This is a genomic window from Bradyrhizobium manausense, assembly GCF_018129685.1.
Taxonomy (GTDB): Bacteria; Pseudomonadota; Alphaproteobacteria; order Rhizobiales; family Xanthobacteraceae; genus Bradyrhizobium; species Bradyrhizobium manausense_D.
Genome location: NZ_JAFCLG010000001.1, coordinates 1,476,336 through 1,489,603, shown reverse-complemented (window position 1 = coordinate 1,489,603; position 13,268 = coordinate 1,476,336). Strand labels below are relative to the sequence as shown.

Below are 13,268 nucleotides of genomic sequence, written 5' to 3'. Positions count from 1 at the left end.
ATTCCCCTACGTCCCCGGCCGCGACACCTCGGTCTCCTTGCTGGTGATGAACTCCAGCAGCACCGGCACGCCTTCCTTCGTTTTCTGGATGCCGCGCTTGATCGCGGGGATGATGTCCTCGGGCTTTGTGACGCGTTCGCCATAGCCGCCGAAGGCGCGTGCCATCGCGGCGTAGTCGCCGGAAATATCGGTCGAGCGATACTTCTCCGTCGAGATCGGCATGACCTTGAGCTCGATCGCCATCGAGAAATTGTTGAGCAGGATCGACATGATCGGGATGCGCTCGCGCACCGCGGTCTCGAAATCCATGCCGGTGAAGCCGATCGCCGCATCGCCCCAGACATTGATGCAGAGCTTGTCGGGTCTTGCCAGCTTTGCGCCCATTGCGAGACCGAGCCCGTAGCCGAGCTGGGTCGTCTTGCCCCAGCCAAGATAGGAGAGCGGTGTGACCGCCTTCCAGAACGGCGAGAGCTGGTCGCGCGGGCTGCCGGCATCATGGGTGATGATGGTGTTGTTGATGTCGACGGCGTGCTGCAAGTCCCATAGCACGCGATAGGGGTTGAGCGGAGCATCATTGCTGGTGAGTTTTGGCATCCATTTCGCCAGCCATTCCTTGTGCGAGGCCGCGATCTCGGCGGCGACCGCGGAAGCATCGCGATCGGCGGTGACGGTCTTGCCGATCTCCTCGAGCAGCGCGTCCAGCACGAGCCCGGCGTCGCCGACGAGGCCGATCTTCGCCTCGACATCCTTGTTGAGATGGTTCGGATCAAGCGTCGAATGGACGATGGTCTTGTCCTTCGGCATGGCGATGCCAAAGCTGGTCTCGGTGAAGGAGCAGCCGATGCCGAAGATGACGTCGGCCTCGGCCAGAAATTTCGGAACTGCGCGCGGCACCGCGAGGCCGCCCGAGCCGAGCGAAAGCGGATGCGTTTCCGGAAACGAGGATTTGCCTCCCAAGCTGGTGGTGACGGGAATAGCGAGCCGCTCCGCCAGCCGCTTCAACTGCGGCCAGGCCTGCGCGTAATGCACGCCCTGACCGGCATAGATCACCGGCCGTTTGGCGTTGACGAGCAGGGCGGCTGCCTCCTTTAAATGCACGGGGTCGGCGCCGTAGCGGGTGCGCAGCACTGGCGTGTAGTTCAGCGGCTCCGGCACCTCCTCGTTCCACATGTCGGCGGGGATCTCGACGATGACGGGCCCGCCGCGGCCGTTCTTGAGCTTGGAGAAGGCGCGCCGAAAGATGTTGGCGACCTCGGCGGCGATGATGATCGGCTCGGACGATTTCGAGAACGGCTTCATCGCCTCGCTGGAATTGAAGTTCGGCTCGATATGCGCAAGCCGGCGCTGATATCCCATCGGCAGCACCAGCACGGGCACGGATTCGCCAAAGCACTGCGCGACGCCGCCCATCGCATTCTCCGCGCCGGGGCCGTGCTGCATGCAGAATGCACCGATCGTGCGCCCCGAGGTGACCCGCGAGATCGCATCCGCCATGTGAACGCCGACGCGCTCCTGCCGCACCATCACGGGGCGGATCTCGGCCTTCGCCGCGTGCTCGATCAGATGATTGACGGGATAGCCGCAGAGGATCTCGATCCCCTCGCGCCGCATGATTTCCGCAATGGCGGTGCCGAGCTTCATGGCGTCTCTCTCCCTGAGCGAGGCCGGTTGCTCCGGCCGATTGAAGGAGAGAGGATCAGGAAATAAGGGGAGGGTAAAGCGCGGCGAGACGACAGTCAGCTATGCAAAGGGCTTGGCGACCGTCCTATTTGCAGTTCTTGCAAATGGTCAATTTGCGCTTCAAAGCTTCGTCTTCCTCGTCGATCGATTGCTGCCCCGCGCCGCCTTTTGCCGCGCGTGTCCTCACAGATGGCGTCGCCTGATCCGGAGTGTCATTGCCCTCGTTGTCGACGCTGAAGCCATCATAGTCGGCGGCGGGAGCGGGATTTGGCAATTGCGGAAGTCCGTCAGGGGCCGGTGTCGACGGCAGCCTGTCGGACGTTGCCGGGTGGTTCTTCGTACCGGCGCGAGGTGGCGACGCTTTGGGCGGGCTGAGAGATACCGGCGGCGTGGCGGAACTTTGTCCTCGCGCGCTGTCCTGCGACCAAATTCCGATCAACACGAGGCCGAGAGCCAGGAGCGTCGTGCGTCTCATCCGCATCCTTCAAATAGCTTGGTTCAATGACTGACGGCATAGCTCGCCGCGCCACGCCGTAGAGAATATCAGCACACATTTGGCCGTCAAAGTCGACGGAAATGGGAAGCGAGTGACGAGGCTGGGAGAGACCGATTGTTTCCAGCCACCCTGCCGCCCCTTTACGCCGTTTCTTCCAGCGCGCGTCGCAGCCTTCGGATGATGATGCCGCGGGCACGGTCGTCGGCGGCTGCTGCAAGCCTGTCGTTGATGCCGAGCGTGAGCTCCGACATCTCGTTGTGCCAGTCGAGACGGGTCACGGCCTCGGGCGAGAGCCGCCGGCGATGATCGACGTCGATCACGCGCGGTTCAGGGGCGGCGAGTTCGTAGATATCGTCAAGCATCGGCTGGTAGACCTTCGCCGCCGGAATGATGCGCTCGGCGACGCGCTCGGCCAGGCCCGCGACGGCGCCTTCCTCGCCATGGACCAGGAACAGCCCGCGCGCGATAGGGCGGCGCGCCGCGATCCAGCCGGCCATGCCGGCGCCGTCGGCATGACCCGAATATTCATCGATCATGCGAATCCGCGCCGCGACCCGGATTTCCTCGCCCTGGATTCGCACGGCCTTCGCCCCGTCCTGCAGAAAGCGGCCGAGCGTGCCGTTGGCCTGGAAGCCGGCGAGCAGCACGGTCGCGCGCTCGTTCCAGAGCCAGCGCTTCAGGTGATGGCGGATCCGTCCGGCATCGCACATGCCGCTTGCCGCGATGATGATATGAAAGCCGCTGAGCCGCATGATCGCCTTGCTCTCGTCAGCCGTCTCGGTGAACTTCAGATGCGGCGAGTTGAGCAGGCGGTCGGCATCGACGCTCGGGTCGAGGCTGGCGGCGTGCCGGCGGAACACCTCGGTGGCGCGGATCGCGAGCGGCGAGTCGAGGAAGATCGGCGCGGTCGGGATCTCGCCGTGCTCCATCAGGTCGACGAGATCGACGATCAGCTCCTGGGTGCGTTCGACCGCGAAGGCGGGGATCAGCAGCGCGCCTCCGGCCGCCGCGGCCTCGCGCACCTCGGCTGCAAGATGCTGCCGGCGGAGCACAGGCGTCGTCGCGGCTCGCACGCGGTCGCCATAGGTGGATTCCGAGATGACATAGTCGAGGTCACTCGGTGCTTCGGGGTCCGGCTGGAGCAGCTTTGCCTCGGGCCCGACATCGCCGGAGAGCAGTACGCGCAGCGGTCGCGGCGAATCTTGCTCGGCGATTTCGAGCTCGATGGAGGCGGATCCGAGCAAATGGCCGGCGTTCCAGTAGCGGGCGCGAACGCCCGGTATTACGTCGACCCAGTGTTCATAATCGATCGGGCGAAACGATTGGAGCGATGCGACCGCGTCGGCCTGCGTGTAGATCGGCTGGACTTCCTTGCGGCCGCGGGCCTTGTTGCGCCGGTTGAGCTGCGCGACCTCGGACTCCTGGATGCTGCCGGCGTCCGGCAGCATGTAGGAGCAGAGGTCGATCGTGCCGCGCGTCGCCAGGATAGGGCCCGCAAAACCTTCGCGCACGAGCTTCGGCAGCAGGCCGCTGTGGTCGATATGGGCGTGCGTGAGCAGGACTGTCCGGATATCTGCCGGACGGAACGGGAATGCGCGGTAATTGAGCTCCTTGAGCGTCTTCTGTCCCTGGAACAGGCCGCAATCGACCAGGAAGCGGCCGGCGGCGGTCTGGAACAGATAGCTGGAGCCGGTCACGGTGCGCGCAGCACCGCAGAAGCGAACGGTCACGCTCATCTCATCGTCTCCCGCGGCTGTATCGTGCGAAGTTCGGACTGCAAGGCGGCCGCGAGAATCGCATCGAGCGCGATCGCATTGGTCGGATGCGGCACGCTGTCGGTCGAGCGGATCGACCGGATGCCGGCGTCGGTGAATGCCGTGACCATCGCCGCCGGAAACAGCGCGTGCGTCACGACCGCATCGACGGCAGTTGCGCCCATCGTCCGCAGCGCCCGCGCTGCGACCATCAGCGTCGTTCCCGAGGATACGATGTCGTCGACCATCAGCGCCGGCCGCCCCGATAGCAGCGTCGGATCGGCAAAATCGATGTCGACGGAGCGATCGCCGTGCCGCCTCTTGCGGGCCACCGTGTGCTTCAACCGTAGCCGGCCGGCGAGATCCTTCACCCACGGTTCGGACTCGGCGTCGGGACCGATCACGACGGTCGCCGGATCGATGCCGTCAGCGGCGAGCGCATCTGCGATCGCCGGCATCGCGGACAGGTTCTCCGCCTCGATGCCTGGAAATACGGACCCGATGTCGGGTGTGCGATGCAAATGAGCGTCCACGGTGACGACACGGTCCACGAGTGTTGCGAGCAGGCGGCCCATGGCGCGCTGGCTGATGGCTTCGCCCGGACGAAACGCGGTGTCCTGCCGCATGTAGCACAGATAGGGTGCGGCCAACACCAGCCGCTTGGCGCCGCCGCGCCGCAGTGCCTCTGCGGCGAACAGCAACGCGATCAGCTTGTCATTGGGTTGATGGAGCGGCACATAAAGAATGGTGGTGTCGGCCGCCGGCGCGACCGTGACGCGCAGCTCGCCGTCCGGAAAGTGGTGCAGGGCGATCTCGTCGCAACTCAGTCCAAGCCGTGCCGCTAGCCGCGCGGCCGCGCCGGTGCCCGAGGGCAGGGCTTGAAGCAAGATCGTGCTCACGACTGCGTCCTGCCTTGGAGAGCCTCATGACCGTTGAGGATGTACCCGGTCTCCTGCCGGGCGGCCGAGGCGGCCAGATCATGCTCGGGCGCGTCGAACGTGTAGACACGATAGAGCGGCTCACCTTGTTCGACGCGGTCGCCGATCTTCTTGAAAAGGCGGATGCCGGCCCCCTTGTCGAGTGGCGCGCCGGCCGTGCGGGCGAGGCGGTTCAGTCGGAAGCAGTCGATTGCCGACACCACGCCGTCATGTACCGCCTTGACGTCGAAGCTGATGGGTCCGAGATCGGTGCGGCATTTCGACGGGCCCTGGGCGTCGATGATCTTCTGCATCTGCTTCAGCGCGGCACCGCTCTCGAGCAACTCGCGCGCACGTGCGTAGCCGGCGCCGCCACGCAGCTTCGGATCGTATTCCAGCAGATGGGCGGCGAGACGCAGCGATTTCTCGCGCAGATCGTGCGGCGCATCCGCCTCGTTGCTGAGCACCGCCATCACGTCATTGGCTTCGAGCACCGGGCCGATGCCGTTGCCGATCGGCTGGCGGCCGTCAGTCGTGATCACCTCGACCGACCGGCCAAACCGGTCGCCGACGAATTCGAACAGCTTCCGCAGCCGCATCGCGTCGATGGCCGTGGTGACCTTCGCGGTCGGCCCGACCGGGATGTCGATCAACAGATGCGTCGATCCCGCCGCGATCTTCTTGGACATGATGGAGGCGACCATCTGCTCGCGGGTGTCCAGGCTGAGCGGGCGCTCGACCGAGATCAGCACGTCGTCGGCCGGCGACAGGTTCACGTGCCCGCCCCAGATCAGGCATCCGTTGCAGGAGGAGACGATCGACTTCATCTCCTCGACGCCGACATTCACCCGCGCCAGCACCTCCATCGTGTCGGCCGTTCCGGCCGGCGAGGTGATGGCGCGCGACGAGGTCTTCGGGATCGGCAGGCCGTGGGCAGCGACGATCGGCACCACGACCATCGAGGTGCGGTTGCCGGGAATGCCGCCAATGCAGTGCTTGTCGACCACGATCGGGTCCGGCCACACCAGCTGCGTGCCAGCCTGTGCCATGGCGCCGGTGAGGGCCAGCAGCTCATCACTGGTGATGAAGCTCGCCGAGCCGATCAGGAAGGCGGCGATCTCCATGTCGGAATAGCGAAAATGGGCGAGGTCGTTGATGATCGCGCCAATCTCCGTCTGGTCGAGCGTTCGACCGCGGATCTTGGCGCGCACCGCCTCGAGGCTTTCCGGAGGCGATGCCGGTGCGACCGTGACCAGCGTGCCGACCGGCTTGGCGAAGCGATGGAACGCAGGCTCGGAAAGGCCGATTTCGTCCTGGGCTGCCAACGCGTCATCATCGGTGATCAGGAGCGTCGCGAGCAGCGTCTTGTCGTCCAGCCGAAGCTCGACGCGGCTGAAGCCGCGAAAGATATCCGCACGCAGCGCCTTCGACCGCCTGGAAATGACGACGACGTTCTCGCGGCCCGTATCGAGATGGACGCGGCGTATTTTGAGCTGGGGGCGTGAAATATCCGGATTCATGAACGGGACCGCAGGAAGCTGGGTCCGTCATGCTTAGCTGCCGCTGTTTCGACGGGCTTGACTCAGATCATGGTCCGCCAGATCGGCCGCCCATTGCGAGCCAATAGGGCCGCGGCTTGCGCAACCCGGTGGCTCGTAATGACGAGATGTGATGACGAGACGGCCTTACTTCGTGGCCGCGCTGATCGAGTTGAACTTGTTGCTGAGCAGGACGCTGCCCGTGTTGGTGACGACGGTGACGATGGCGAGCGCAATGCCGGCGGCGATCAGGCCATATTCGATCGCGGTCGCACCCTTCTCGTCGGCAAGAAAAGACCTGAGCACAATCATCGCCAACTCCTGTTCATCCGGTCCAATATAGGCGCGCGTCGTTATCAAACTGGTAAAGCGATCGACGAGGCGCTTATCGCGCATCAAATGCGGGTTCGGCCGAACCCAGCCTGCCGTGTCTTAACGTAACAGCCGTTAAACGAAGGTTTCATTATTTACTTCAAATGAGCGGAAGCAGCCCACCTTCAACTGCTGGTGGTGTGTCCCGGCGCGCCCTTGCGCTGGCGTCCCAGCGCTGCCGCCAGGCGCCCGAACAGATAACTCACGACATGCGGCTGCGCCCGCAACGCCGTATCGGCGCTGCGCTCTTCCTCGGCCGTATCACTGACGATGCCGATGTAATTCTTTCTTGCGTCCTGCTGCGGCACGGAGGTGCGAACCCTGGCTCAATCGATGGCGGACCATGGTGCGCGCAAAGGCAATCAGCAGTTAATTTTGTGTCCCGTAGGACTACCCGGGTGCGGCGAACTGGCATCGTGGTGCCGAAAACGATCCGGCCGCTTAACGGATTGTTGAGGCTGTCTGTCAACGCATCGGCAAGCATGCCGATCAGGGCTCAATCGCGCGGGCCATCGGCATTCAGCGCACGCAGCATGCCGATGCGAGCGAACAACAGCCAGCCGCCGCCGGTCTCCGCTGCGTTGATCAGCATCTCGATTGCTGTCTGCCAGCGCGGCTCCTGCTGCTCGGCTTCCGGCAGCTTCATGATGAAGTCGGCGGCCTCCTGCAGGGTGCGCAGGCTGCGTCCGCCGCGCAAGCTGATCGGATCGGCGAACGGCGTCGACCAGGGCATGTCAGGCCGCTCGATCGAAGAGGGAAGACGTCACGGCGCGGTCGGCGATGCGATGGCTTCAGCCGGCCTTCTTCGTTCGCGCGGTCGCGCGCACCGGCTTGTCGGCCTTCTTGGGGGCAGTCTCCTTGGCCGCGGCGTCCTTGCCGCCCTTGCCCGAGATCGGCAGCAGCATTTCGCGCTGGCCTTCGACGCGCTTCTTCGGCTTCTTCGCCTTGGCGGTCTCCTTGGCGGTCTCCTTGGCGATTTCCTTGGCGGTTTCCTTCACGACCTTTGCCGCAGGCGCCGTGTCCTTCTCGTTCGCGAGGCTCTTTTTCAGCGCATCCATCAGATTGATGACATTGCCGCCGCTCTTCGGCGCGGCCTTGGCCGTGATCGGTGTGCCCGCGCGCTTCTTGTTGATGAGATCGATCAGCGCGGTCTCATAGTGATCTTCGAACAACTCGGGCTCGAACGCGCCGGACTTCTTCTCGACGATATGCTTGGCGAGGTCGAGCATGTCCTTCGTCAGCTTCACGTCCTGGATGTCGTCGAAATATTCGCGCTCGCTGCGCACCTCGTAGGGGTAGCGCAGCAGCGTGCCCATCAGGCCGGCCTCGAGCGGCTCGAGCGCGATGATGTGTTCGCGGTTGGTCAGCACCACGCGGCCGATCGCGACCTTGTTCATGCTGCGGATGGTCTCGCGGATCACCGCATAGGCGTCATGGCCGACCTTGCCGTCCGGCACGAGGTAATAGGGGCGGATCAGATAGCGGTTGTCGATGTCGGTCTTCGGCACGAACTCGTCGATGTCGATCGTGTGGGTCGAGTCCAGCGCGATGTCGTCGAGCTCGTCCTTGGTGACCTCGATGTAGGTGTCGGTGTCGACCTTGTAGCCCTTGACGATGTCCTCGGAAGTCACCTCGTCGCCGGTCTCGGCGTCGACCTTGAGATATTTGATCCGGTGGCCGGTCTTGCGATTGATCTGGTTGAACGAGACCTTCTCCGTATCCGACGTGGCCGGATACAGCGCGACCGGGCAGGTCACGAGCGACAGACGCAGAAAACCCTTCCAATTGGCGCGGGGGGCCATGGGCTACTCCAAACGCAACGGGGACATACCTATGAAGATACCATCGCAGAACACCGAATCATACACAGCTCCGATCGGAATCTTGCAACTGCGTTAACCAGTCGCTCACCCCCGCCGATTGGCCCGATTCAGTCCAAAAACCGGAACATCAATTCGGATCGGGCGTTGGCTCGGGACACAGGCCGCGATGGGGCGCGGTCACCGGAGGCGACATCCAGAATTGAGGCTACCCATGGCAACCAGGCGCGAGGACCATCCCATCATCGAGACCGCGACCGAGGCACGCCAGGGCGAACCTGGCCCGTCGGTGGCAGCCCTGCTAGCCATTTCGACCGGGCTTGCGATCCTGATTCTTGCCGTCATCTGGTTCGTGTTCTTCCGGACCTGACGGCAGGCTGACAGGAAGGGCGGACCTTCCGTATAGCCGCGCGACGCGGCACATTGCGCCCGCCGTGCCGCCGTTTCGTCAAAGTGGCCTGGCGGGCGCAGTCGCGTTTGTCGCGAACAGATCGTATATGACCAAAAAGTAACGCAGGCAGTTCCCCGCGTTCATACTCAGTTCACGCCGGAATTGCTCATCTCGGGCGATCGATCGTGCAGTCTATTTTTGGAGAGAAGCGTGCGCCTGCTTGTCGTTGAGGACGACCCGGATCTCAATCGCCAGCTCACCAAGGCGCTGACGGACGCCGGCTATGTCGTCGACCGTGCCTTCGACGGTGAGGAAGGACACTATCTCGGCGACAACGAACCGTATGACGCCGTGGTGCTCGACATCGGCCTGCCCAAGAAGGACGGCATCTCTGTGCTGGAGGCCTGGCGCCGCAACGGCCGCACCATGCCGGTCCTGATCCTGACCGCACGCGACCGTTGGAGCGACAAGGTTCAGGGTTTCGATGCCGGCGCCGACGATTACGTCGCCAAGCCGTTCCATCTGGAAGAGGTGCTGGCGCGCATCCGTGCGCTGCTGCGCCGCTCCACCGGCCATGCCCAGAGCGAGCTCTCCTGCGGCCCGGTCACCCTCGACACCCGCACCGGCCGCGTCAGCGTGTCAGGCAACCCGGTCAAGATGACCTCGCACGAATATCGGCTTCTGGCCTATCTGATGCACCATTCGGGGCGCGTCGTGTCGCGTACCGAGCTGGTCGAGCACCTCTACGATCAGGACTTCGATCGCGACTCCAACACGATTGAGGTCTTCGTCGGACGCATCCGCAAGAAGCTTGACGTCGATATCATCCAGACCGTCCGCGGCCTTGGCTATCTCCTGACCCCGCCGCCGGCCGGCGCCTGAGAGCTGTGGGCTTGACGGGCGGGCCGCCACGGGCCTTGGTCCTGATATGACCGCCGACGCCATGCCGCCACCTCGCGCCTCCGGGATCATTCCGATGCCCGCCAGCTCGCTTGCGAATCGCCTGTTCCTGTCGGCGACCGCCTGGCTCGTGGTGATCCTGGCGATCACGGGCGTGGTGCTGTCGTCGGTCTACAAGAACGCAACCGAACGCGCCTTCGACCGCCGGCTCAACCTCTATCTGCGCACCCTGATCGCCGAGGTCGCCACGCCCGACGAACCGCCCGACCGACAGTTCCAGTCGCTCGGCGAGCCACTGTTCGAGCTGCCGCTGTCCGGCTGGTACTGGCAGATCACGCGCACCGACACCGAGAAGCCGGAGGTGCGCTCCTCGCGCTCGCTGTGGGACAAGAAGCTGCCGAAACTCGAAGATCAGGGTACCGAGCTCACCGCCGCCGGCATTCGCCTCGCTTATGTCGACGGGCCGGAGGGCCAGAATCTGCGCATGGTCGAGCGCCCCGTCGATCTCGGCAGCGATGGCAAATATCTCGTCAGCGTCGCGGGCGACGACACCGAGATTTTCGACGAAACGCGGAGCTTCGACTACTACCTCGGCGGCACGTTCACCGCGCTCGGCATCGTGCTGCTGCTCACGACCGTGTTCCAGGTTCGCTTCGGTCTCGCCCCGCTCAAACGCATCTCCGAATCCATCGCCGACATCCGTTCGGGGAGAGCCGAGCGGCTCGAGGGTGAATTCCCGGTCGAGATCGCGCCGCTGGCGCGCGAGACCAACGCGCTGATCGATGCCAACAGGGAGATCGTCGAGCGCGCCCGCACCCATGTCGGCAATCTCGCGCACGCGATCAAGACGCCGCTCTCGGTCATCGTCAACGAGGCCGGCGCCCACGCCGCCGATCCGTTCTCCGCCAAGGTGATGGAACAGGCCGAGGTGATGCGGAGCCAGCTCGCCCATCATCTGGAGCGCGCTCGCATCGCGGCGAGAGTCTCGGTCGTCGGTACCGTGACGGAGGTCGCCCCCGCGATCGAAGCGCTGCGGCGGACCATGGAAAAGATCTATCGTGGCCGCGGCATCGCGATCGAGGCCAAGGCCGATCCGTCGGCAAAGTTCCGGGGCGAGCGGCAGGATCTGGAGGAGATGGTCGGCAACCTCGTCGACAATGCCTGCAAATGGGCCGCCTCGCGCGTCTTCATTGAGGTTTTGGTGGAGGCCCCGCAGCAGGCGGGGGCAGGGCCCAGGCTACGGATCATCGTCGATGACGACGGCCGCGGCCTCTCGGAGGCCGAGCGCGCCCAGGTCTCCCGGCGCGGCCAGCGGCTCGACGAATCCAAGCCGGGCTCGGGGCTCGGCCTGTCGATTGTGACGGACCTCGCCGCGCTGTATGGCGGCAGCCTCTCGCTCGGCGGCGCCCCGATCGGGGGCCTGCGCGCCGAGCTGGTGTTGCCGGGAATTTAATCCTCTGATCTCAAACGATTATTTTGGCTTCCGGGCGAAACCGGAGGTATTCGGAACGACGTCCTCAACGGCTTCTTAAGGCGCGCCCACCTATGATCGGCGAGGACGCATCCTACGTCCGCCATCTTACCGTGCATTACCCGGGCGCATGAGCCAGACATCGATCGAGCGGCTGAGGGAATATCTCGCACAGCTCCCGCCGCAGGCGCAGGCGCTGCTGATGCGGGAGTTCGAGCGCGCGCTCGAGCGCGGCCAGGACACGGCTGTGGCGACCCTCGTGCTCGAGCAGCTGCGCAAGATCGTGCGCAAGAGCGAGGCCGACGAAGCTCCACCGCCGCGGACCGACGATCTGTCGCGGCTGCTGTTCCAGGTGCTGGAACCGTTCCTGGTGGAGGCCGGCGCCCCGATCCGGGTCGGCCAGATCCGCCGCTCCTCGCTGCATCCGATCTGGCAATGGCTCGGCCGCGATGGCGCCCCCGACAAGATCAGCGAATTCGAGGCGGCGCTCGCGCGCATGCCGGCGACAGACAATTCGGGGCAGGTCGAGGCGCTGGCACAAGAGCTCCAGGCGGTTGCCGCCGACGCCATCTTCGAGCTCACAGGGCCGGGCGGCGGCGACAAGTCGCGCGCGCTCGCACGTGTCGGTCCGCCCAGCGTGATCGAAGACCTCTATTCGATCGGCGCGGTGCTCGCCGTTCGCGAGGCGATCGCCACGCTCAATGAAAAGCTGCCTCGCTTTCTGCGTGCGTTCGGCGATCCCCAGATCGCCTCGGTGACCGCTGCGCTGAACATTCCTGCGCTGCAGACCCCGCAGATGCTGCCGTTTGCACTGTCAATGGTGGTCCAGCGCATGACCGCGCCGTGGCAGATCATTCGCCTTGCCATCAAGATCGCCGCGTCCGATGACGAGATCCGTGTCGCCGCGACGCCCTATGGCGTCGCCGTCACGATTGCGCTGCACGACTTGTCTCGCGTCGCCGCCAATCTGCGCATGGACATCAAGCGCGGTCATTTCGAGACCATCGCCGACAATCTGAAGACGCTGCATGACGGCGTGCGCGGCCTGCGCACCGAACTCGACCTGCGCAACGATTCCGTCTGGGGCAAGCAGCTGACCTCGATCCGGGCCGACATCTCCAATGCACTGCAATCGGAGATCGACAGCGTTCCCGGCCGCGTTCGCCGCATCCTGCGCCAGCGCCCTGAAAAGGACATTCCGCCCGGAGCACGGATCGACATCACCGAGGTCGAGGAGACCGTGGCGCTGATCGACTTCGTCGCGACCTGCCGCAACTACGCCAGCGAGCTGGCGATCAACGAGGTGACGCTGCGCACCTATTCCGACCTGCAGCAATATGTGGAGCGGTCGACCGAGCAGGCGGTGCAGTCGCTGCGCGGCGCCGATCACAAGGTCCGCACCTACCGCCAACAGCAGGTTCAGGCCGCGATCCGCTTCTGCCAGGTGCTGTTCGGCGACGATTACGCCTCGCTGATGAGCCGCGCCGCGGAGAACGCGGCGACCGGCGAGCGCAAATCGACGCGCGCGAGCTGATTCAGGCGCAATTTTTCGTATCCACAATTTGTGGTTGACGGTGCCGGCTGAGGGCCCTACGGTCCCGCGCATGCAGTTGGAATTTCTATCTGTGGGCGCATGAAACCCATTATCAGCTCCATCGAAATTGAAAACCGCGTCATTGTTGCCAAATATCAAAGGTTGATGGTCGGCGCGAAGGTGGTGCTGGTCGAAAAGGCAAGCGGTCGGCAACTGCCCGAGACGGTGACACGCGTCGCCTCGCCTGTTCCGGTCGGGGCCTTGCGAATCCGATTGCCCGACGCCATCGCGCCCGGAACATACTTCCTGAGGGCCCTCAACGGACACGGCGAGCACGCCGCCCAAAGCGCGGACTTCGAGATCGGCTAAGCCGTTGGATTTTCACTATTTCGGGA

General features: G+C 64.5%; 13 protein-coding genes. 5 read left to right on the top strand and 8 right to left on the bottom strand.

Annotated features, from left to right (window positions below; all coding sequences use genetic code 11):
* Positions 1 to 6: 6 nt before the first annotated feature.
* The 8 genes from JQ621_RS07175 to ku all read right to left on the bottom strand — a co-directional run bounded on the left by JQ621_RS07175 (position 7) and on the right by ku (position 8,559).
* Positions 7 to 1,641 (bottom strand): thiamine pyrophosphate-requiring protein, encoded by a 1,635-nt coding sequence (locus tag JQ621_RS07175; protein WP_212233673.1) that lies wholly within the window; start codon positions 1,639 to 1,641, stop codon positions 7 to 9.
* A gap of 675 nt (positions 1,642 to 2,316) precedes the next feature.
* On the bottom strand, positions 2,317 to 3,912 hold the full coding sequence (locus JQ621_RS07170; protein WP_212233672.1) for an MBL fold metallo-hydrolase: 1,596 nt from the start codon (positions 3,910 to 3,912) through the stop codon (positions 2,317 to 2,319).
* Complete coding sequence (locus tag JQ621_RS07165) at positions 3,909 to 4,829, bottom strand: ribose-phosphate diphosphokinase (protein ID WP_212233671.1); 921 nt, start codon at positions 4,827 to 4,829, stop codon at positions 3,909 to 3,911. The genes JQ621_RS07170 and JQ621_RS07165 overlap by 4 nt, the downstream gene beginning before the upstream one ends.
* Positions 4,826 to 6,367 carry a thymidine phosphorylase family protein gene (locus JQ621_RS07160; RefSeq protein ID WP_212233670.1) on the bottom strand — a complete coding sequence of 514 codons (1,542 nt, stop codon included), beginning with the start codon at positions 6,365 to 6,367 and terminating at the stop codon, positions 4,826 to 4,828. The genes JQ621_RS07165 and JQ621_RS07160 overlap by 4 nt, the downstream gene beginning before the upstream one ends.
* A 165-nt stretch (positions 6,368 to 6,532) precedes the next feature.
* On the bottom strand, positions 6,533 to 6,697 hold the full coding sequence (locus JQ621_RS07155; RefSeq protein ID WP_212233669.1) for a Flp family type IVb pilin: 165 nt from the start codon (positions 6,695 to 6,697) through the stop codon (positions 6,533 to 6,535).
* Positions 6,698 to 6,882: 185 nt separating this feature from the next.
* Positions 6,883 to 7,065 (bottom strand): hypothetical protein, encoded by a 183-nt coding sequence (locus tag JQ621_RS07150; RefSeq protein ID WP_212233668.1) that lies wholly within the window; start codon positions 7,063 to 7,065, stop codon positions 6,883 to 6,885.
* A gap of 188 nt (positions 7,066 to 7,253) precedes the next feature.
* Positions 7,254 to 7,490: a hypothetical protein gene (locus JQ621_RS07145; protein ID WP_212233667.1), complete on the bottom strand. Its 237-nt coding sequence runs from the start codon at positions 7,488 to 7,490 to the stop codon at positions 7,254 to 7,256.
* A 58-nt stretch (positions 7,491 to 7,548) separates the two neighbouring features.
* Entirely contained in the window at positions 7,549 to 8,559 is a 1,011-nt protein-coding gene (gene ku / locus JQ621_RS07140; RefSeq protein ID WP_212233666.1) for a non-homologous end joining protein Ku, read from the bottom strand.
* 232 nt (positions 8,560 to 8,791) lie between these two features.
* Between ku and JQ621_RS07135 the strand changes: the two genes are divergently transcribed.
* The 5 genes from JQ621_RS07135 to JQ621_RS07115 all read left to right on the top strand — a co-directional run bounded on the left by JQ621_RS07135 (position 8,792) and on the right by JQ621_RS07115 (position 13,242).
* Positions 8,792 to 8,947: a hypothetical protein gene (locus JQ621_RS07135; protein ID WP_212233665.1), complete on the top strand. Its 156-nt coding sequence runs from the start codon at positions 8,792 to 8,794 to the stop codon at positions 8,945 to 8,947.
* Between the two features lie 231 nt (positions 8,948 to 9,178).
* Positions 9,179 to 9,850 (top strand): response regulator transcription factor, encoded by a 672-nt coding sequence (locus JQ621_RS07130; RefSeq protein WP_129269371.1) that lies wholly within the window; start codon positions 9,179 to 9,181, stop codon positions 9,848 to 9,850.
* Between the two features lie 94 nt (positions 9,851 to 9,944).
* Positions 9,945 to 11,321 (top strand): sensor histidine kinase, encoded by a 1,377-nt coding sequence (locus tag JQ621_RS07125; RefSeq protein WP_212233664.1) that lies wholly within the window; start codon positions 9,945 to 9,947, stop codon positions 11,319 to 11,321.
* Positions 11,322 to 11,469: 148 nt separating this feature from the next.
* On the top strand, positions 11,470 to 12,873 hold the full coding sequence (locus JQ621_RS07120; protein ID WP_212233663.1) for a hypothetical protein: 1,404 nt from the start codon (positions 11,470 to 11,472) through the stop codon (positions 12,871 to 12,873).
* 99 nt (positions 12,874 to 12,972) lie between these two features.
* Positions 12,973 to 13,242 carry a hypothetical protein gene (locus JQ621_RS07115; RefSeq protein WP_212233662.1) on the top strand — a complete coding sequence of 90 codons (270 nt, stop codon included), beginning with the start codon at positions 12,973 to 12,975 and terminating at the stop codon, positions 13,240 to 13,242.
* Positions 13,243 to 13,268 lie beyond the last annotated feature (26 nt).